The sequence below is a fragment of the Mycobacterium sp. IDUB_36 genome (genome assembly GCF_055419225.1).
Map to the genome: position 1 here is coordinate 143,860 of NZ_JBVAXH010000001.1, position 19,640 is coordinate 163,499.

18 protein-coding genes are annotated in these 19,640 nt (G+C 67.6%); 7 read left to right on the top strand and 11 right to left on the bottom strand.

Features of this window, described 5'->3' with window-relative positions:
- Nucleotides 1-8: 8 nt before the first annotated feature.
- The gene (locus ACZYW1_RS00655; protein ID WP_463782414.1) at nucleotides 9-1,259 is read left to right on the top strand and encodes a metal-dependent hydrolase family protein; all 1,251 of its coding nucleotides are present in this window, start codon (nucleotides 9-11) and stop codon (nucleotides 1,257-1,259) included.
- 105 nt (nucleotides 1,260-1,364) lie between these two features.
- Here ACZYW1_RS00655 and dnaE read toward each other — a convergent pair whose 3' ends face one another.
- From dnaE to ACZYW1_RS00680, 5 genes are all read right to left on the bottom strand, one after another.
- On the bottom strand, nucleotides 1,365-4,907 hold the full coding sequence (gene dnaE / locus ACZYW1_RS00660; protein WP_463782415.1) for a DNA polymerase III subunit alpha: 3,543 nt from the start codon (nucleotides 4,905-4,907) through the stop codon (nucleotides 1,365-1,367).
- A gap of 75 nt (nucleotides 4,908-4,982) precedes the next feature.
- Nucleotides 4,983-7,919, bottom strand: a complete 2,937-nt coding sequence (locus ACZYW1_RS00665; protein WP_463782417.1) for an MMPL/RND family transporter — start codon at nucleotides 7,917-7,919, stop codon at nucleotides 4,983-4,985.
- A gap of 104 nt (nucleotides 7,920-8,023) precedes the next feature.
- Nucleotides 8,024-8,455, bottom strand: a complete 432-nt coding sequence (locus ACZYW1_RS00670; protein WP_463782418.1) for a type II toxin-antitoxin system Rv0910 family toxin — start codon at nucleotides 8,453-8,455, stop codon at nucleotides 8,024-8,026.
- A 60-nt stretch (nucleotides 8,456-8,515) separates the two neighbouring features.
- Nucleotides 8,516-9,319: an SDR family NAD(P)-dependent oxidoreductase gene (locus tag ACZYW1_RS00675; RefSeq protein WP_463782420.1), complete on the bottom strand. Its 804-nt coding sequence runs from the start codon at nucleotides 9,317-9,319 to the stop codon at nucleotides 8,516-8,518.
- A 7-nt stretch (nucleotides 9,320-9,326) separates the two neighbouring features.
- Nucleotides 9,327-10,343: an SDR family NAD(P)-dependent oxidoreductase gene (locus ACZYW1_RS00680; RefSeq protein WP_463782421.1), complete on the bottom strand. Its 1,017-nt coding sequence runs from the start codon at nucleotides 10,341-10,343 to the stop codon at nucleotides 9,327-9,329.
- A 162-nt stretch (nucleotides 10,344-10,505) separates the two neighbouring features.
- On the opposite strand from ACZYW1_RS00680, the gene ACZYW1_RS00685 reads away from it, so the two are divergent.
- The 3 genes from ACZYW1_RS00685 (at nucleotide 10,506) to ACZYW1_RS00695 (ending at nucleotide 13,104) form a co-directional block, all read left to right on the top strand.
- Nucleotides 10,506-10,913, top strand: a complete 408-nt coding sequence (locus tag ACZYW1_RS00685; protein ID WP_463782423.1) for a group I truncated hemoglobin — start codon at nucleotides 10,506-10,508, stop codon at nucleotides 10,911-10,913.
- 178 nt (nucleotides 10,914-11,091) lie between these two features.
- Nucleotides 11,092-11,823, top strand: a complete 732-nt coding sequence (locus ACZYW1_RS00690; protein WP_463782424.1) for a DUF732 domain-containing protein — start codon at nucleotides 11,092-11,094, stop codon at nucleotides 11,821-11,823.
- Between the two features lie 99 nt (nucleotides 11,824-11,922).
- Nucleotides 11,923-13,104: a putative sulfate/molybdate transporter gene (locus tag ACZYW1_RS00695; RefSeq protein ID WP_463782426.1), complete on the top strand. Its 1,182-nt coding sequence runs from the start codon at nucleotides 11,923-11,925 to the stop codon at nucleotides 13,102-13,104.
- Here ACZYW1_RS00695 and ACZYW1_RS00700 read toward each other — a convergent pair.
- From ACZYW1_RS00700 to moeA, 3 genes are read right to left on the bottom strand one after another with little or no spacing between them, the layout of a single operon-like run.
- Complete coding sequence (locus ACZYW1_RS00700; protein WP_463782427.1) at nucleotides 13,095-13,574, bottom strand: MogA/MoaB family molybdenum cofactor biosynthesis protein; 480 nt, start codon at nucleotides 13,572-13,574, stop codon at nucleotides 13,095-13,097. The genes ACZYW1_RS00695 and ACZYW1_RS00700 overlap by 10 nt on opposite strands.
- Nucleotides 13,574-14,080, bottom strand: coding sequence for a cyclic pyranopterin monophosphate synthase MoaC (gene moaC, locus ACZYW1_RS00705; protein WP_463782428.1), 507 nt, complete (start codon nucleotides 14,078-14,080; stop codon nucleotides 13,574-13,576). The genes ACZYW1_RS00700 and moaC overlap by 1 nt, the downstream gene beginning before the upstream one ends.
- A 12-nt stretch (nucleotides 14,081-14,092) precedes the next feature.
- Nucleotides 14,093-15,298, bottom strand: coding sequence for a molybdopterin molybdotransferase MoeA (gene moeA, locus ACZYW1_RS00710; RefSeq protein ID WP_463782430.1), 1,206 nt, complete (start codon nucleotides 15,296-15,298; stop codon nucleotides 14,093-14,095).
- Nucleotides 15,299-15,359: 61 nt separating this feature from the next.
- Between moeA and ACZYW1_RS00715 the strand changes: the two genes are divergently transcribed.
- Entirely contained in the window at nucleotides 15,360-15,785 is a 426-nt protein-coding gene (locus tag ACZYW1_RS00715) for a molybdenum cofactor biosynthesis protein MoaE (protein ID WP_463782431.1), read from the top strand.
- A 1-nt stretch (nucleotide 15,786) separates the two neighbouring features.
- Here the strand turns inward: ACZYW1_RS00715 and ACZYW1_RS00720 are convergent, their stop codons facing one another.
- Both ACZYW1_RS00720 and moaA read right to left on the bottom strand, forming a co-directional pair.
- Nucleotides 15,787-16,059, bottom strand: coding sequence for a MoaD/ThiS family protein (locus ACZYW1_RS00720; RefSeq protein ID WP_463782434.1), 273 nt, complete (start codon nucleotides 16,057-16,059; stop codon nucleotides 15,787-15,789).
- Between the two features lies 1 nt (nucleotide 16,060).
- Complete coding sequence (gene moaA, locus ACZYW1_RS00725; RefSeq protein WP_463782435.1) at nucleotides 16,061-17,137, bottom strand: GTP 3',8-cyclase MoaA; 1,077 nt, start codon at nucleotides 17,135-17,137, stop codon at nucleotides 16,061-16,063.
- An 84-nt stretch (nucleotides 17,138-17,221) separates the two neighbouring features.
- Here moaA and ACZYW1_RS00730 point away from each other — a divergent pair, with 84 nt between their 5' ends.
- Both ACZYW1_RS00730 and mobA read left to right on the top strand, forming a co-directional pair.
- Nucleotides 17,222-17,614 carry a pyridoxamine 5'-phosphate oxidase family protein gene (locus tag ACZYW1_RS00730; protein WP_463782437.1) on the top strand — a complete coding sequence of 131 codons (393 nt, stop codon included), beginning with the start codon at nucleotides 17,222-17,224 and terminating at the stop codon, nucleotides 17,612-17,614.
- Nucleotides 17,615-17,733: 119 nt separating this feature from the next.
- Nucleotides 17,734-18,294: a molybdenum cofactor guanylyltransferase gene (gene mobA, locus ACZYW1_RS00735; RefSeq protein WP_463782438.1), complete on the top strand. Its 561-nt coding sequence runs from the start codon at nucleotides 17,734-17,736 to the stop codon at nucleotides 18,292-18,294.
- A gap of 68 nt (nucleotides 18,295-18,362) precedes the next feature.
- On the opposite strand, the gene ACZYW1_RS00740 is transcribed toward mobA, so the two are convergent.
- Nucleotides 18,363-19,511 (bottom strand): uroporphyrinogen-III synthase, encoded by a 1,149-nt coding sequence (locus ACZYW1_RS00740; RefSeq protein WP_463782440.1) that lies wholly within the window; start codon nucleotides 19,509-19,511, stop codon nucleotides 18,363-18,365.
- Between the last annotated feature and the right edge of the window lie 129 nt (nucleotides 19,512-19,640).

The following is a 19,640-nucleotide window of genomic DNA, read 5'->3' on the forward strand; positions in this document are numbered from 1 at the left end:
TGGCTTCGATGTCTCAGACCCTGATCACCGGCGCGGACGTGTGGGACGGTATTTCTACACGCACCCAACCGCGGCAGGTGCTGGTGCGCGATGGCCGGATCAAGCGCGTCGCGGAGGTGATCGAGGCAACCCCGGACACGCGCGTGGTCGATCTGCCCGGGCACACACTGACGCCGGGCTTCATCGACTGTCACACCCATGTCACGCTGGCGCCGCCGGTGGGCCTGCTGCTGGCGCTCGACTCGAGCGTTGCCAAGACGCTGAAGGCGCTGCCGGTGTTGCGGGCCCTGCTCGACAACGGGTTCACCACCGTGCGCGACTTGGGTTGCGGCGATGTCGATTACCCGACCATCGACCTGCGCAACGCGGTGGCGGCAGGGCTCGTCGTCGGCCCACGGATGCTGGTAGCGCCGCACATGATCTCTGCCCGCGGTGGCCACGGCGATTTCAGCGGAATGCTGACCGACGAATACCAGGATCGCTGTCGACCGCTGGAATTGGCCGCGGCCGACGGCAACGACGAGATTCGCACCCGCGTCCGTCAGCAGATCCGGGCCGGCGCCGACTGGATCAAGTTCAGCGCCACCGGCGGTTTCGCGTCGCCGTCGGACGACCCCGGGCATGCCACCTACAGCCAGGAGGAGATGGACGTTCTCGTCGCCACGGCTGCCGATCTCGAAATCCCGGCCACGCCACACAGTTACGGCGACGAGGGGGTCCAGCGGGCCGTGCGGGCGGGCGTACGCAGCGTCGAACACGGCAATCTGGCCTCACCGGCAACGCTGCGCATGATCCAGGACGCCGGCGTGTACATGGTGCCCACCCAGTACGTCATCCTGTCCAAGGCCCGCGGCGGTGATGACAATCCGAACTGGACCGCACTCCCGGAGCACACCCGTCGCAAGTTCATCAGATACCGCAGCGCGTTGCTCGACGCGGCCGAAGGCCTGGCCGGCAGCGATGTCCGAATTGCCTTCGGCACCGACGCCGGCATGTTTCCGCATCACGAGAATTGGCGCGAGTTCCCGATGATGGTGTCCACCGGAATCACTCCGCTGCGGGCACTGCAGGCGGCGACCAGCGTGGCCGCCGAAATGTTAAGTCTCGACGACCTCGGGGTGATCGCCGAGGGCAAGATCGCCGACCTGATCGCCATGCCGGGCGACCCGCTGACCGACATCGACGTCACCGGAAAGGTCGACTTTGTCATGAAAGACGGTGTGATCTACAAAGATCCGAGCACACCGGCGCTGCTCTAAATCGCCGAGTGTGCGGCTAGCGGAGCGCTGGGACGCGAGTGTGCGGCCAGCGGAGCGTTCGGCCAACCGCCGGCAGGCGGAGAGGCGTGTGCAGCAATGAGCGACCTAGCCGCCCAGGCATCCCGGGCCGAGGAGCGCCTTCAGGTCGCCCATCAGCGCCGGGGACATGGTCACCCGCAGCGCGGCATCCAGTTCCAACGTGGTGACGCGGTCGCCGCTGAGCAGCCTCAGATGCACCTGCGAGGTCCCGGGGTGTTGCGCCAGAACCTGTTTGAGCGCGGTGACCTTATCTATGGTGCACTGACGGGTCGGCAGGCTCACCGCCAGCGGACGGTTCACCTGAGCGTTGCTGAAGTCGGGCACCACCAGGTCGTTGGCGATCAGCGAGATCCGGTCGTCGCGGATGGCGACCTTCGCCGTCACCAGCACCACGGTGTCGTCGATGACGTCAGCGCCGAACGCCGAGTACGTGTGCGGGAAGAACATCACCTCGATGCCACCGGTGAGGTCTTCCAATTGGGCGGACGCCCAAGGCATTCCGTTTTTGTTCACCCGCCGGTTCACCGATGCCAGGATGCCGCCGACCTTCACCATGGTCTCGTTCGCGACATCCCCGTCCAGGATCGCCGGGATCGGAGTGTCGACCTGGGTGGCCAGCAGATGCGCGACGCCGTTCAGAGGATGCCCGGACACGTACAGCCCGAGCATCTCCCGCTCCAAGGCGAGCTTGTGTTTGTCGTCCCATTCCTCGTCGGGAACGCGGATGGTGAACACCGCGTCGGCGCCCGCTCCCCCGTCATCCGGGTCGCCGCCGAACAGGTCGAACTGCCCCATCGCCTCGGCCTTTTTCGTGCCGAGCACTGACTCGACCGCGTCGGTGTGCACCAGGAACAGGCCTTTGCGCGGATGCTTCAGCGAGTCGAAGGCGCCGGCTTTGATCAGCGACTCGGTGACCTTCTTGTTGCAGGCGGCGATCTCGACCTTGTTCAGGTAATCCGAGAAATCGGTGTAATTACCCTTGTGAGTGCGGGTGTTGATCAGCGAGGCAACAACATTCGCGCCGACGTTGCGCACCGCGCCGAGGCCGTAGCGGATGTCGGTGCCCACCGAGGCGAAGTTGAGCCCGGACTCGTTGACGTCCGGCGGCAGCACGGTGATGCCTAGTTTGCGGCAGTCGGCCAGATACACCGCGGCCTTGTCCTTGTCGTCACCGACCGAAGTGAGCAGTCCGGCCATGTACTCGCCGGGATAGTTGGCTTTCAGATACGCGGTCCAGTACGACACCAAGCCGTAGCCGGCGGCGTGCGATTTGTTGAATGCGTAGTCGGCGAACGGCAGGATGGTGTCCCACAGCGCCTTGATGGCCTTGGCCGAGAATCCGTTGGCCTGCATGCCTTCTGAGAAGCCCTCGAACTCCTTCTCCAGCACCTCGCGCTTCTTCTTGCCCATCGCCTTACGCAGAATGTCGGCTCGGGCGAGCGAGTAGCCGGCCACCTTCTGCGCGATGCGCATGATCTGTTCCTGGTACACGATCAGGCCGTAGGTCTCGGCGAGGACCTCGCGCAGCGGCTCCTCGAGCTCGGGATGGATCGGCTTGATCGCCTGCCGGCCGTTCTTGCGGTCGGCGTAGTCGTTGTGGGCGTTCATCCCCATCGGGCCGGGACGGTACAACGCCAGCACGGCGACGATGTCCTCGAACCCGGTGGGCTGCATGCGGCGCAACAGATCACGCATCGGCCCGCCGTCGAGCTGGAACACCCCTAGCGTCTCGCCGCGGCCCAGCAGGTCGAAGGTGGCCGGGTCGTCGAGCGCGACCGCCTCGAGATCGAGGTCGATACCGCGGTTCTCTTTGATGTTGACCAGCGCGTCGCCGATGATCGTCAGGTTGCGCAGGCCGAGGAAGTCCATCTTCAGCAGGCCGATGGCCTCACATGACGGGTAGTCCCAGCCGGTGATGACCGCACCGTCCTGCGCCCGCTTCCACAACGGGATCACGTCGGTCAGCGGCTCGCTGCTCATGATCACCGCGCAGGCGTGCACGCCGGAGTTTCGGATCAGGCCTTCCAGTCCGCGGGCGGTCTGATAGATGGTGCGCACGTCGGGGTCGGTGTCGATCAGGCCGCGGATCTCGGCGGCCTCTTTGAAACGCTCGTGGTTGGGGTCGGTGATCCCCGAGAGCGGGATGTCCTTGGCCATGATCGCCGGTGGCAGTGCCTTGGTGATCCGGTCGGCGATCGCGAAGCCGGGCTGCCCGTAGTGGATCCGGGCGGAATCCTTCAGTGCCGCTTTGGTTTTGATGGTGCCGAAGGTGATGACCTGCGCGACCCGGTCCTGCCCCCACTTCTCGGCGGCGTAGCGGACCATTTCACCGCGTCGGCGGTCGTCGAAGTCGATGTCGATGTCGGGCATCGACGCACGCTCGGGGTTGAGGAACCGCTCGAACAGCAGCCCGTGTTCGATCGGGTCGATGTCGGTGATGCCCAGCGCGTAGGCCACCAGCGACCCGGCGGCCGAGCCACGGCCGGGGCCCACCCGGATGTCGACCGAGCGCGCATAGTTGATCAGGTCGGCGACGATGAGGAAGTAGGACGGAAAACCCTTGTCGCAGATGACTTCGATCTCGTAGGCGGCCCGCTCGGAGTAGCCGTCCGGCGTCGCGTCGGGGAAACGGCGGCGCAGTCCGGCCGCCACCTCGTGACGCAACCACGACGCCGGATCGTGGCCCTCGGGCACCGGGAACACCGGCATCCGGTCCTTGGGCGCCCACACCTCGGCGTACGAGCTGACCCGCTCGGCGATCAGCAGGGTCGAGTCACACGCACCGGGGACCTGGCCGTCCCAGAGCTCACGCATCTCGGCGGCCGACTTGAGGTAGTAGCCGTCACCGTCGAATTTGAACCGGGTCGGATCGGTCAGCGTCTTGCCGGTCTGCACGCACAGCAACGCCTCGTGGTTGTGCGCGGCGTCCCGGGTGACGTAGTGGCAGTCGTTGGTGGCCAGCGGCGGAATGTTCAGCGCGCGACCGATTTCCAGCAGCCCGTCGCGCACCCGGCGTTCGATGGACAGACCGTGGTCCATCAGCTCGAGAAAGAAGTTCTCGGGTCCGAAGATCTCCCGCCACTTGGCTGCCGCCTCCAGCGCCTCGCGGTGGTGGCCGAGCCGCAGCCTGGTCTGCACCTCGCCGGACGGGCAGCCGGTGGTCGCGATGATGCCGCTCGCGTTCTCGGCGATCAGCTCGGCGTCCATCCGCGCCCACTTGCCGAGCTGGCCCTCGAAGGACGCCAGCGACGACAGCTTGAACAGGTTGCGCAGGCCGGTGGCATTCTCGGCGACCATCGTCATGTGCGTGTAGGAGCCGCTGCCGGAGACGTCGTCGCTCTTCTGGCCCGGGTCTCCCCACAGGATGCGCTTGGTCTCGAAGCGGGATGCCGGCGCGATGTAGGCCTCGATGCCGATGATCGGCGTGATGCCGGCGGCGGTGGCCCCGTTGTAGAACTCGCTGGCGCCGAACATGTTGCCGTGGTCGGTCATCCCGATCGCGGGCATCTGCAGCCGTTGCGCCTCCGCCAGCATCGGCGAGACCTTCGCGGCACCATCCAACATCGAGTATTCGGTGTGGTTGTGCAGGTGCACGAACGACTTGCTCATAGGGACGCCAGTCTATGACCGGACACCGACGCGCACCCGGCGTGTCGCGGAGTGTGTCGTGCCGCCGAAGGACATTTACGAGCGCAGCGCGACGGTTTCGGTGTCGCTGGCGGCGTGCTTGCCGTTCGATACGGTCCCGTCGGTGGAGTCGTCGAGCGACTCCGGCGGCGACACCGGCTGCGGCTCCGGCTTGGGCGCCCGCTCGCGCGGCGCGGGCTGCGGCGGCTTGGAGGGCCACCAGTTCCATTTGCCGACCAGCACCGCGACCGCGGGCACGGTGATGGTGCGCACCAAAAAGGTGTCCAGCAGCAGCCCGACTCCGATGATGAAACCGCACTGCACCAAGGTGCTGATGCTGGCGAACAGCATGCCGAACATCGAGGCGGCGAAGATGACGCCGGCCGCGGTGATCACACCGCCGGTCGAGCGCACGGTCTGGATGACACCGGAGCGGATCCCGTGCGGGGACTCCTCGCGCAGCCTCGAGATCAGCAGCAGGTTGTAGTCGGCGCCCATCGCGACCAGCACGATGAAGGTCAGGCCCGGGATGCTCCACGTCAGCGACTGACCGAGGATGAACTGGAAGACGATCACGCCGATGCCCAGCGCCGAGAGATACGAGAGCACCACGGACGCAATCAGATACAACGGTGCCACCACGGCACGCAGTATCGCCACCAGGATGAAGAACACGATCAGGATGGTCATCACGATGATGAGATTGATGTCGTCGCCGTAGTAGGCGCGGGTGTCGCGGAGCATCGCGGTGACACCCGACGCGGAGATCGACGCCTCTTTCATCATCGGGCGGGGATGTGGCCCGCGGGCCGCGTCGGTGATCTGGCGAATCTGGCTGAACGCCTCGGTCGCGAACGGGTTCAGGTTGGTCTGAACGAGGTAGCGCGCGGTGTGCCCGTCCGGAGAGATGAACGCGGTCAGCGCGCTGTTCAGACCTCCCCCGGTCTGCGAGGTGTCTTTGATCAGCGCCTTGACCTCGTCGATCATCTGCTGGATCGCCTCGGCGTAGGTGTGCGCGTCCTTCGCCGGCGGGGCGCTGCCGGCATTGCCGGGGCCGTCGTTGCTCAACGTGCGCAGCTCGGTGCGGGCGTTCTCGACGATCCGGCGGACTTCGCGCGACGACGCTTCGATGGAGGGCTCGTCGGGAAACGACGACAGCTGCTCGGCGAACTCGGACATCTTCTTCAGCGCGCCGCCGTCGCGGTTCGCGGTCGCGACGACGTCGAGCACCGTCACCGGGGTGGCGCCGACGGTGTTCGCGATCTCGGCGATGTCGACCGACATCGCAAAGCCGAGTCCACGCACGGTGTCGATGAACGTCTTGGTGTCGTCGAGCGGCTTCTCCGGAGCCGGCGGCGCGGTCGGCAGGGTCACCCCGGGCGGCAGGTCGAGGCTACTGAGATCCGGTGTGAGATCGACGTTTCCGGAGCTGGACACCGAATACAACAGCGCCGCGACGTTCGGGAACCCTTCCGCGCCCTCGAGATCCTTGTTGCCGCCCTGGCTGCCCTTGTCGCGCCGGGGCAGTAGGCCACCGTCGGCCGCGTGCTTCTTGTCGTCCGATTTCGCCGACGGCACCGGAGCGGGCCTGATCGCGGCGATGTCCGGCAACTGGCTGACCCGCTGCTCCATCTGCTTCAGCTCGACGAGCGCGGGACGCTTGCGGAGGTCTTCGGTCGACTGGACGACGAGATACTCGGGAATAGTCGCGTTCAGCGGAAAGTGTTCCGCCAGAGTGGCGTAGCCGACGGCACTTTCGACCGTTTTCGGCAGGGTCTTGCTGTCGTCGTAGTTGAATCGGGCGAACATTGCGCAGCCGGCCAGGATCAGCAGCACCGTGAGGCTGCCGGCCAGATGGATCACCGGCTTGCGGACGAGGCGGACTCCGGTCACCCGCCAGAAGTGGCCGGTGAGATCGCGCCGCGGCTTGATCCAATTCCGTCTTCCGGCGAGGACCATCAGCGCCGGCAGGAACGTCACGGCCGCACATAGCGCCACCGCGATGGAGATCGCCAACGCCGGCCCGACGTTTCGGAACGCTCCCAGCTTGGTGAAGATCATCCCCAGGAAGGTGACCGCCACCGTCGCGGCAGACCCGGCGATGACCTTGCCGATCGACGTCAGCGCCTTCGCGACGGCTTCGTCGGAGTCCAGACCCTGCCGCAGATAGTCGTGATATCGGCTGATCAAGAAGACCGCGTAGTCGATTCCCGCGCCGAACATCATCGTCGTCATCAGCGTGATGGTCTGGGTGGAGACGCCCAGGCCGAGTTGGGCGACACCGGAGACCAATGCCTGCGCGACACCTACCGAGACGCCGATCGTGATCAGCGGCAGCATCATGGTCAGGAAATTGCGGTAGATGACGAAGAGGATGACCAGAACCATCACCACGACCGCGGTCTCGATGACGTGCATGTCGCGGATGCCGATGTACATCAGGTCGTCGCCGGTAGCCGCGGGACCGGTCAGGTGCGCGGTCAGCGTCGACCCGGCGACGGACTTCTTGACGATCTCGGCGACCCGGCCGAACCCCTCGTGCAGCTCGGGTGTGCCGACTCCGCCGGACAACACCATCGGCAGATACCAGGCTTTGTGGTCCTTACTGGTCATCGCCTCGCGCAGCGCCGGAGTGCGGACGAAGTCCTGCAACATGACGATGTCGCGGGTGTCCGGTCGCAGATTGGTGGCCAGCGTGCGGTAGGTGCTCAGATCGGACGGGTTGAGCCCGTTGTCGTCGGTCAGGACGACCAGCAGCACGTTCTCGTTCTCCGAACCGGACTGGTGGAAAGCCTCGGAGATCTGACGGGTCGTCTCCAGCACCGGAGCGTCAGACGGCAGAATCGGCACCGGCCGCTTGGCGGCCATCTCGGTCAGCGACGGGAACGTCACCGACAGCACTGCCGTCAGCGCGATCCAGAATCCGATGACCGCCCAGGGCCAGCGTCGTACGCACACGCCGATCCAGCCGAAGACACCGATGCCGTCGGCCACCGTCGCTCTACGAGCCCCCCGTAACACCCGGTCAGGCTACCGCCGTTGGCTGTGGATGTCGGCCCTTCGGGCCAGGTGAGTTCGCGGCGACCCGCGGCGACGGGCTAGCCGTACAGCTCGACGAACTGCTTCAGCGATTTCTCCACGTCGCCTTTGACGGCGCGGGCCGCGGTCGCACCCACCGGCCCGAACAGCGCCCGCCCGCCCAAATCGAGGCGTATCCCCAGCTTCGAGCCCGTTTCGGTGGGCGAGACGCTGAGGGTGACGGTGTACTTCGCGCCGCCCTTGCCCGATCCCGACAACGCGATCCGGTTCGGTGGCTCCCAGGTGGTGACCGTCCATGTCACCCGGTTGCGGAAACCCTTGGCGCGAGCCACGCCGACGATCTCGGTGCCTTCCCCGAGCTCGTCCGGCAGCTCGCTGCGCCACCCCTCGTGCATGGTCAACCACTCGCCCAGCTGGGACAGGTCGGAGACGTGGTCCCACATGTCCTGCGGGCGCATCGGGACATCGGCCGTGACGTCGACTTTGGCCATCGGGTGAGCTTAGCGGCCGAGTCGCACCGGCCACGGTGGCCTCGGCGGGACGACGACGCGCTAGCGACTCGGGCCGCCGCGCAAGCGGTTGCCGATCCGCAGCCCGGGCAGCAGCAGAGTGCGCGGCATGTACCGGCCGCCGATACTCACGGCTTTGGGCACGATGCCGGGAACCACGCTGCGCTTGCCCTCGACCATTCCGGCGATGGCCGCCTCGGCGACATCATGCGGCGACACCTGGGCGATCGGGATGCTGAAGCGCTCGGCGTTGGCGATCTCACCCCACTCCGTCGGCACCGGTCCCGGGCACAGCACCGTCACCGACACACCCGTCCCGCTCAGCTCCTCGTGGACGGCCTCCGAGAAGGTCTGCACGAAAGCCTTGGTCGCCGAGTAGACGGCCATGTACGGCATCGGCTGGAAGCCGGCGATCGAGGCGATGTTGAGTACCGCCCCGGCCCCCCGCTCGACCATGCCGGGCAACGCGGCATGGGTGAGCTCCATCAGGGTCAGCGAATTCAGCACCACCTCTTCGCTCTCCCGGTCGATCGGCAGGTCCTGAAAGACTCCGCTGGTACCGAAACCCGCGCTGTTACACAGACCGGCGATCGGCTCGCCGCGAAGAAGCTCGGAAAGTTGTTGGCGCGCTTCAGCATCGGACAGGTCGAGGGGCTGCACCTCGGCACTGACGGAGTATTGCGAACCCACCTCGTCGGCGAGCTCGTCCAGACGTTCCTTGCGACGTGCCACCAGCACCAGCGGGTAGCCGCGCCGGGCCAGCCCCCGCGCCAACTCGGTGCCGATACCCGAGGAGGCTCCGGTGATGACGACGGGCGCCTGGTTGGTCGGTTTCGGAAGACTCATGATCGCCTCACCAATGAATTCCGCGGGTGGCCCGCACGAAGGTCTCGCTTCTGCCATCGAATGTTGTTGCGTTGCTGCTGGATTCGTCACCCTTGGCGGCCGACGAGTCACCGAACATGCTGAACGCCCGGTTACGGACCCGGTCCATCACCGCCGGGTTGACCGCGTCGGCGACGGCGGCCAGCTGCCCGAGCGGTGAGCTGGCCCGCCGGGGCCGCTGCACGATCGCATCGGTGATCACCCCGGCCGCCTGGTCCGGAGTCAGCGCCGGGAACTTGTCGTACATCTTCGTCGGGCTGATCATCGGCGTCCGGACCAGCGCCATGTGCACTGTGGTGAATTTGATGTCCTCGTCGACCACCTCGGCCTGCAGTGCGTCGCAGAGGCTGTCGAGGGCGGCCTTGCTGGCGATGTAGGCGCCGAACCGTGGCGCCCGCGTCTGCACGCCGACCGAGGACACGTTGATGATCTGGCCGAATCCGCGTTCACGCATACCCGGGATGAACTTCAGGATCAGCTGCACCGCGCCGAGGTAGTTCAACTGCATGGTGCGCTGGTAGTCGTGGATGCGGTCGTACGACAGCTCCAACGATCGCCGGATGGACCGTCCGGCGTTGTTGATCAGCATGTCGACGCCGCCGAGATCGGCGAGCACTTCGTCGGCCATCGCGCCGATGGCGTCCATGTCGGTCAGGTCGCAGGGATAGACGTGCGCCGTGCCGCCGCTGCTGCGGATGTCGTCGGCGACCTTGTCGAGGTTCTCCCGGGTCCGCGCAACGAGCACCACCTCACCGCCGGCCTCGGCGATCTTCTTGGCCGCGGCCTCGCCGATTCCCGAGGACCCGCCAGTGATCAACGTGATCGTGCCCTCGACGGCGTCGGGCAAGGTGCGGCCCTGCACCGCGTCGAGCAGATTGCGCAGGTAGAAGGGCCGGTAGCGGCCTGCCGCATTCGGGGTGTTGACGAGGTTGGACACCGCGGCGATCGGCTTCTCGACGAAACCGGTCAGATCACCCAAATTCATTGATGGCACGCTTTCCGTGGTGACTGCCCTGGACTTGCACCGAGTCTGCTACACCGCCGCGAAGTTCAGGCGGTTCTACGGCAATCCGGTTGTTACGCCGGGTAATCGCGTTGTGACGGCACGCTAACGGTTGGGCAATTCCCCCATGGTGTCCTGACCAGCATGGGAATGCTCACCCGCTTTCGCCGGCCCGGGACGGTGTCGCTGTACGCGAAGCTCGGCGGTCACGACGCTTTGGAGGTCGTTGTCGAGGACTTCTACTGCCGGGTGCTGGACGACGATCACCTGGCCGGCTTCTACGCCGGTTCGGACATGAGGTGCGTGAAGGCCCGCCAGGTCGAGTTCCTCGGCGCTGTCCTCGGCGGGCCCGGGCCCTACACCGGTTCGTCGATGCGACAGGTCCACGAGGGCCGCGGGATCACCATGCATCACTTCGCGATGGTGGCCGCACATCTGGCCGACTCGCTGTGTGCCGCCGGATTGCACCCCGACACCATCACCGAGATCCTGCATGCGATCGCGCCGCTTGCCGGTGAGATCGCCGCGCAGGACGTCCGGGCGGTGGTCTGAGAACACTCGAACTTCGCCGAGCGTGCATGGTCTGCGATCAGCGGCCTGGTTAATCGCGTGGCAGCACGCTCGGCGGACCACTTCGGTACCGGATCCGGTCGGCCTGCCAAATTGATCGGTGCAGGCTACATTTGAAATCAAGGCTCTTCGGCATTCTCGGCAGAATAGAAACTGGGCCATGTTTTCCGCCATCAACCGGTACGTCCCCGCCGCGGTCGCCGCCGTCGCGCTCGTAGCCACGGTCGCCGTTGCGCCGTGCCGGACCGCGATGGCCGATCCTGACCAGGACCAGAAGTTCTTCGATCTCCTTGGCCAGAAGGAGATTCCGCCCGTGGACAATGCGAACAGTTTGATCGGCACCGCCAAAAAGGTGTGCGCCAAACTGGACGAAGGCATGCCGGCGGGCGAATTGGTCGAATTGATTCGTAACAACGGGTTCAACGAAAATCCCCTCGCCCGCCTGCAACCTCAAGATCGCATCACACGAACCATCACCCAATTCATCAACGCTTCGGTCGAGGCGTACTGCCCGTACGACAGGGGCAAGATCGCCTCCATCAGCATCGGCCCTGGGGCGCGGCCGCATATTCAGCTGGTCTCGCTGAGCGGACCCGTTCACGCCGGCGATATCGCACCGACAAAGCCGTTGCCGGTGCCGGCCCAACCGGTGGTGCCTCAAGAAATCGCGCCGCAGCCCAGGCAAGATCCGGCACCGCCGCCGCGCCGGGTGCAGACTGCTCCGTCACAACCTCCGCCCCAGCGGACGGAGCCGCAGCCGCCCGCCGCGCCGGCACCCGAGCCCGAGGCCCCCGCCCCGGTGGTGCCCGGCGGCGGTGCTGAGGGTGGCGCGCCGGCGCCTCCGACACCCGAGCAGCCCTCGCCCCCGGGTCACATCAGGCTTGCGCCCTAGGCAGCGGCCAGCGCCGGCTGCGCGAAATCACCCTCACGTTCGGACTCGGCGCATCGTGAGCGGGCCGCCCGTGCCCGGTCGTTGAATTAGAGTGCTGGCATGGTCGGCACAGCGCCTGCGCAGCTCGAGTCCGGTTCGACTCCGTTCCGGTTCGATCGGCCGGAATTTGCCGGAGCCCTAGGCGATCTGGGTGTCCTGGTTCCGATCGCGGTGGCGCTGATCGTCAAGAATGGTCTGACCCCGACGGCGGTGTTGCTGCCCGCGGGTCTGCTCTATGTGGCGGCCGGTCTGGTCTACCGACTGCCGGTGCCGGTGCAGCCGTTGAAAGCTTTCGGGGCGATCGCCATTGCGCACGGCTTCGGCGCCGACGACATTGCGGCCGGTGCGTTGTCGATGGGCGCGCTCTTCTTGGTGCTCGGCGCGTCGGGTCTGTTGGATTGGGTGGCAAAGGTGTTCCCGCACGCGATTATTCGCGGGATACAGCTGTCGGTGGGGTTGCTGTTCTGTCAGCTGGCCTGGCGGCTGGTGTCAGCCACTCCCAAGACCTTCGCCGATCATCGGCACTCGATCTGGTGGTTGGGTGGCGCGACCCTGATGGTCGTCGCCGTCGCCCTGTTGTTGCGACGCCGCCAGATCACGTTGGTGTTCCTGGCGATATCCGTCCTGGCGATGGTGCTGGCCTTCCACGGCACGTTCACATTCGGCCCGTCGGCGGTGCACGTGCCACACCTGAGCCGGGCCGCCTTCGCCGCAGCGGCTGTGGCCCTCGTGCTGCCGCAAGTACCGCTGTCATTCGCGAATTCGTGCCTGGCCACTGCCGACACCGCACGCACCTACTTCGGTGAGGCCGCCCGACGGGTTCGGCCGGGCCGATTGGCCACCACGATCGGTATCGCGAATCTGTTCGCCGGCGCGATCAGCGGAATGCCGGTCTGCCACGGCGCGGGCGGCATGACGGCGCACCGCACCTTCGGCGCCCGCAGTGGTGGTGCGCCGATCATGTTGGGCGGCATACTGATCGCCCTCGCGCTCGTGATGGGTGCGGCCCTGACCGCGGCGCTGGCCGGTTTCCCGGTCCCGATCCTGGCCGGTCTGCTGACAGTTGCAGGTCTGCTGCACATCATGTTGTTGAGGGACCTACAGGGGCGCTGGCAGTGGGCGTTGGCGATCGCCGTCGGCGTCACCGGGTTCCTGAGCAACCTCGCGGTGGCCCTGGTCGGGGCGCTGGCCATCTGGTGGGCGGTGCACGCAATCCGTTCGCGCCGATCTCGTCACGAATGATCTTTGCCGGCAAGCTGATCCAGGGCGTGCTCGAGGACACCGGCCAACACCCCGAGACCGTCGCGAACGCCGCCCGGCGAACCCGGCAGGTTGACGATCAGCGTGCGGCCCGCCACCCCGCAGACGCCGCGCGACAATATCGACGTCGGCACCTTCGGCAGACCGGAGCGCCGGATCTCGTCTGCCAGGCCGGGGATGTCGTAGTCGAGCACCGCGATGGTCTGGGCGGGCGTGTCGTCGGTGGGCGAGATGCCGGTGCCGCCGGAGGTGATCACCACGTCGACCCGGTCGGCGACCGCTGCCCGCAGCGCGCGGCCCACCGGGTCGCCGTCGCCGACAACGACCGGTGCTACCGACGGAAAACCCTGCTGCACAAGCCAATCCGCGATCAACGGGCCGCAGCGATCCTGGTACACGCCGGCCGCCGCGCGGTTCGAGGCGATCACCACCCGTGCCGATCGCCCAGCCATCACCGCTCCCAGGTTCCGTGCCGGCCGCCATCCTTGCGGAGCACCCTGACGTCGTCGATACGGGCGGCCGGATCCACTGCCTTGATCATGTCGTAGAGCGTCAGCGCGGCCACCGACACCGCGGTCAGCGCCTCCATCTCCACCCCGGTGCGATCGGTGCTGCGCACCGTCGCGGTGACGTCCACATCGGTTGCGCTGAAACCGAATTCGATCTCGACACCGGTCAGCGCCAGCTGGTGGCACAACGGGATCAGCTCGCTGGTGCGTTTGGCCGCCTGGATTCCGGCGATCCGCGCGGTGGCCAGCGCGTCGCCCTTGGCCAGCCCCCCTGCCGAAATCAGCTCCACCACCTCCGCGGTGGTGCGCAGCGACCCGGCGGCGACAGCGACCCGCTTGGTGGTCCCCTTGTCGGTGACATCGACCATATGGGCCGCGCCGCGGTCGTCGATGTGCGACAGCCGGCCGGTCGGCGGTTCAGCGGCGGCGTCGGACGTCACGCGTGTCATTCTGACAGGTCGTCAGGCCAGGTCCCAGACCTGCACCGCGGCGCCGGCCGGCATCTCGGTGACCTCGGCAGGGATGTCGAGCAGGCAGTTCGCCGCCGCCAGGGATCGCAGGTGGTGCGAACCGGGTGGGCCCTCGCTGCTCACCGCGCCGGTAGCCGGGTCGAACACCCCGCGCCGAAACTGACGCTTGCCCGCCGGCGAGGTCAACGACTCGGCCAGCACCGCCGGCCGCCGCGGGCGGTCGACATCGGGCAGCCCCATCGCGGCACGCAGCGGACCGCGAATGAAGACCTCGAAGCACACCAGCGCGCTGACCGGGTTTCCGGGCAGCGTCAGGATGGGCGTGCCGGCCACCCGGCCGGCGCCCTGCGGCATGCCGGGCTGCATCGCGACCCGCGCGAATTCCACTCCCCGATCCCCGGATCGGCCGAACGCGTCCTTCACCACCTCGTACGCCCCGGCGCTGATGCCGCCACTGGTGATGATCAGGTCGGAGTCGGCGGCATGCCGGTCCACCACATCGACGAACCGCGCGACATCGTCGCTGACCGTCGCGATCGCGACCACGTCGGCGTCCGCCGCTCGGATCGCCGCGGCCAGCATGGGCGCGTTGGACTCGTAGATCTGGCCGGGCCGCAGGGCTTGGCCGGGCGCCACCAACTCCGACCCGGTGGAGACCAGCAAAACGCGCTGGCGCGCGGTCACCCTCAACTCCGGGAATCCCAGTGCCGCCACCAGGCCGATCACCGCGGGGGTGACCACTTGGCCGGCCCGCAACACGATGCTGCCCGCCTCGACATCCTCACCCGCCCGGCGGATGTGCTTGCCCTCGGGAACGGGCGCGGTGACGCTGACGAAGTCGACGCGACCGTCGGTGGCCTCGACCGGTACGACGGCTGTCGCACCGGGCGGAACCGGAGCTCCGGTCATGATGCGATGCGCGGTACCCGGCTCGAGCGGCGGCAGATCGAGGCGACCGGCCGGGATGTCCTCGGCCACCGGCAGTGTCACCGGCCGGTCAGCCGAGGCCCCGGCCACCTCGTCGGCGCGGACCGCGTACCCGTCCATCGCGGAGTTGTCGAACACCGGCAACGACACCGGTGCGGTGACGTCCTCGGCCAGCACCCGCCGCTCGGCGTCCCGCAATGCCACGCTGACGGCGGGACGGGCGGTGATCAGCTCCGCGACGATCCGTTGGTGTTCCTCGACCGACCGCATGACGCTTGACCTGCACCTCCCACCAGAGCTTGGGCGAAGACCTCAATATAGTGGGACCCCGATGACGCTCGTTGTGCGTGCTGCGCTCACGGATCACCCGATCAGCCTCGGCGAACACCAGAACCTGGTGAGCCAGGACGCCGCGGGTGCGGTGGTCGGATTCGTCGGCCAGATTCGCGACCACGACCATGGCCGCCCGGTCGTCGAGCTCGAATACTCGGCGCACCCGTCGGCGGCCGATGTTCTCGCGGAGGTGGTCGCCGACGTCGCCGCCCAGTCGCCGGAAACGCGCGCCGTCGCCGCCAGCCACCGGATCGGAGTCTTAAGGATCGGCGACGCCGCACTGGTCGTCGCGGTGTCGGCCGACCATCGTCAAGCGGCCTTCGCCACCTGCGCGCACCTCGTCGACGCGATCAAGGAGCGGCTGCCGGTCTGGAAGCGCCAGGTCTTCGCCGACGGGACCGACGAATGGGTGAACTGCACCTAGGTCAGCCGCCGGCGAACGGGGGCAACACATCGATCGTGGTACCCGGCCGCAGCGGCTGAGCCCGGTCGCGAACCGCCACCCCATCGCAGAGGAACGAGCACCGCGGCAGCACCCCGGCCAGGTCGGGGTGACGTTCGCCGAGCTGCGCGAGCAGGTCGTCGACGGTGGTGCCGTCGCGCGGCATCAGCTGCTCGGATTCCGACCCGGCGGCGGCCCGGGCGGCGGCGAAATAGCGCACGCTCACCCGGATCGTCCCGGTGGTCTCGACCGTCATCTCAGCCGCCGATCGCACTCATCGGCCGCGCGGGCTGCACGAAATCCGGGTCGTCGATGCCATGGCCGGCGGGCTTGTCCCACATCGCATTTCGCCATGCCGCTTCGATCGAGGCGTCGTCGGCGCCGCTGCGCAGCACGGCCCGCAGGTCGGTCTCGGCAGTGGCGAACAGGCAGCTGCGCAGCTGCCCGTCGGCGGTGAGCCGGGTTCGGTTGCACGCCGAGCAGAACGGTTGTGACACCGACGCGACGAGCCCGACTTTTCCCGAGCGGCCGGTCGCCGGATCGGTGATCCGCCACAACTCCGCCGGCGCCGAATCACGGGGTGCGCGGTCAGGTTCCAGCGTGAACGCGTGTCGTCGCAGCTGGGTCAACACCTGATCGGCCGTCACCGCGGCCGCCCGGCTCCATTGGTGCTCGGCGTCCAGCGGCATCTGCTCGATGATCCGCAACTGGTAGTGGTGTTCCAGGCAGAACCGCACCAGGGCCACCGCGTCGTCGAGGCCGGTCTGCGGGTCGAGTACGGCGTTGACTTTCACTGGGCGTAGGCCGGCCCGGTGCGCGGCGGCCAGACCGTTCAGCACGTCGCCCAGCCGGTCGCGACGGGTGATCGCCGCGAATCGCATGCCGTCCATGGTGTCCAGCGAGACGTTCACCCGGTCCAGGCCGATTCGGGCCAGCGTCTCGGCATGCCTGGCCAGGAGCACTCCGTTGGTGGTCAACGCGAGCTCCGGCCGGGGTCGCAGCGTCGCCGCCGCGGCGATCACCTCCGCACAGTGCTTGGCCAGCAACGGTTCTCCACCGGTGAATCGCACTTTCGTGATGCCGAGCCGGGTGACCCCGATCCGCAGCAAGCGCACCATCTCGTCGGGCTGCAACAACTGCTCCGCCGCCGACCACTGCAGACCCTCGGCGGGCATGCAATAGGTGCAGCGCAGATTGCAGCGATCGGTCAGCGACACCCGTAGGTCGGTGGCGACGCGGCCGAAGCGGTCGATCAGGGGACCCGTCATGGGGGCGGAGGCCGACGGGCCCACGGCACGACGCCGCACCAGCGGCACACCCAGCGTCGTGATCATGGCCTCATCCTCATCGGGAGCAACGCCTGCCATTATCCACCGGCCTGCGGCCACCGCCCGCCTGCCGACGCCTACGCTGACCCGATGGTGGACAAGAAAGTCGACTTCGAGCGGTTGGCCGAAGCCCTGACCGGCTATCACGCCGCGTACCTCGTCACCGTCGACGACGACTTTCGGGTGCACACCGTCGACGTCGAACCGGAACTGGACGGGCAGCTGTTCATCGTCGGTCTGGTCGGCGGCAAGACCCGGCACAACGTCGAAAACCGCAGTGCCGCAACCCTGCTGTGGCCACCGGCCGAGCGCGGTGGCTACTCGCTGATCGTCGACGGCGTCACACAGCTGACCGACGACGACGAATCAGGCGAGACCGCGACACTGCGGGTGACGCCGACACGCGCACTGCTGCATCGCAAAGCCGACCCCGCGGTGGGCGGAGACCTCCGCCACGACTGCGTGGTGTTCTCGCGGTCCTGACCTCACAGCGGCGACTCACCCGCTGACAGGTCGAGTTGATCGGCGCGTAACCGCAGCGGTCGTCGTGCAGCTTACCTTTATGCCATGTCGACCGACCGGCGTTATATGCGAGACGCCTCGTGAGCACCCCGGTGCGGGCCATCATCTTGGCCGGTGGCAGGTCGCGGCGTCTCGGCGTGGACAAGCCTGAGGTGCGGATAGGCGGGAGGCGGTTGCTCGACATCGCGCTGGCCGCGGTCGCCGGTGCCGACCCCGTCGTGGTGGTCGGTCCTCCGCGCAAGCTGCCGCCCGGAGTCGTTGTGGTGCGCGAAGATCCGCCCGGTGCGGGCCCGGTCGCGGCGCTGGCTACGGGCGTGTCGGCGCTGCCCCCGGGCGTCGCCGACATCGTGGTGCTGGCGGCCGACCTGCCCGGCATCGAGCCCTCGGCGGTGGCAGCGCTGGCCGCGGCCCGCGGCGCCGCGCCGGTCGCGTTGGCGGTCGACGACAGCGGTCACCCGCAGTACCTGACCGCGGTGTGGAATTCAGCGGACCTGGTGGCGGCCCTCGCCAGTGGCCCGCGCCGAGTCCGGGATCTCATCCCGGACACCGCCGTGTGGGCCGCGGTCGGCGATGTCAGCGATATCGACACACCCGACCAGCTCGCGGCGGCCCGGGCTCGTGCCACCTTCACGCACGAGTGAGAACGGTCATTGACCAACAGGCGCGACGCCGCGCGGGCTCCGCATTCCGGGGGCGGCCAGAAGTGCCGTCATCCGGGGATCGCGACGTCGTCGGGCATGAAGTCGACCGCGAGCCGGTAGCCGCGTTTGACCGCGGTGGCGATCAGCTCTCTGACGCCGATCGCCGACCGGAGCCTCGCGACCGCGGCTTCGACGACGTGTGGGTCGTCGCCGCCGAGCGCTTCGAGCATCAGGTCCCGCGACACCACCGCGCCGGGCGAAGCGGCCAGCATTTTCAGCAGTACCAGCGAGTTGGGCGACAGATCCCGCACGACGCCGTCGACCACCGCACAGGTCGCCCGCACGCCCAAGGTGTGACCGGCCACCGCCAAGTCCGGCCGGCGACGCGGCAGCTCGTCGGCGACGGCGCGGGCCAGCGAACCGAGCCGCATCCGCTCGGGCTGCACCGACGGGATGTTGGCGCGGTCCAGCGGCCGGGCCGTCACCGGCCCGACGCAGAACGCGGTCACCGAGGCGCTCATGGTCCGCCGCACGGCTTCGTCGAGCCGCAGCTCCCCGGCCCGCATCAGAAACGACGCCGCTGCTGGTGCCGAAGTGAACGTGATCGCGTCGACACCGGCGAGCGCGACCTTTTCGATCAGTCCGTCGAGCGGGCCGAAATCTTCCGGCGGCTCCCAGCGATACACCGGCACGCCCACCACGGTGGCACCTCGTCCGACGAGCGTGTCGAGGAACCCGGGAACCGGATCCCAGTCATCGGTGGCGCCGTGCAGCTGCACCGCCACCCGCTTGCCGTCGAGGTCATCGACGGTCAGGTGGGCCAGCACCTCTTCGGACGACTCCGAGACCGGCGACCATTCTTCGCGCAGACCCGCTGCCCGCAGCGCACCGGTGGCTTTCGGGCCACGCGAGATCACCCGGGCCTTGCTCAGCGACGCGAGCAGCGTCTCGGCCACTCCCCATCCCTCGGCGGTCTTGACCCAACCGCGGAACCCGATGCCGGTCGTGGCGATCAGGATGTCCGGCGGTGCGTCGATCACGTCGTCGGTGGCGGCGCGCAGCCGGACATCGTCGGCCAACGACACCATGCTCATGGCAGCGGCGGATACGACGTCGGCGCCACGCCGCCGCAGCATCGTGGTGAACTCGTCCACACGCCGTGACGCTGTCACGGCCACCGTGAATCCCGTCAACACCGCCGCATCTGGCTCAGTCATACCTTTGCGCTATCCGATCGCTTCGCCATTTGTTCTGCCCCGTCGAATAGTCGTACCTGGTGGTGACCCCAATTCACGATGGGTTCCAGGGTTGCGGAACGAATTGTGCCTGGCAAATCGGCGCACTAT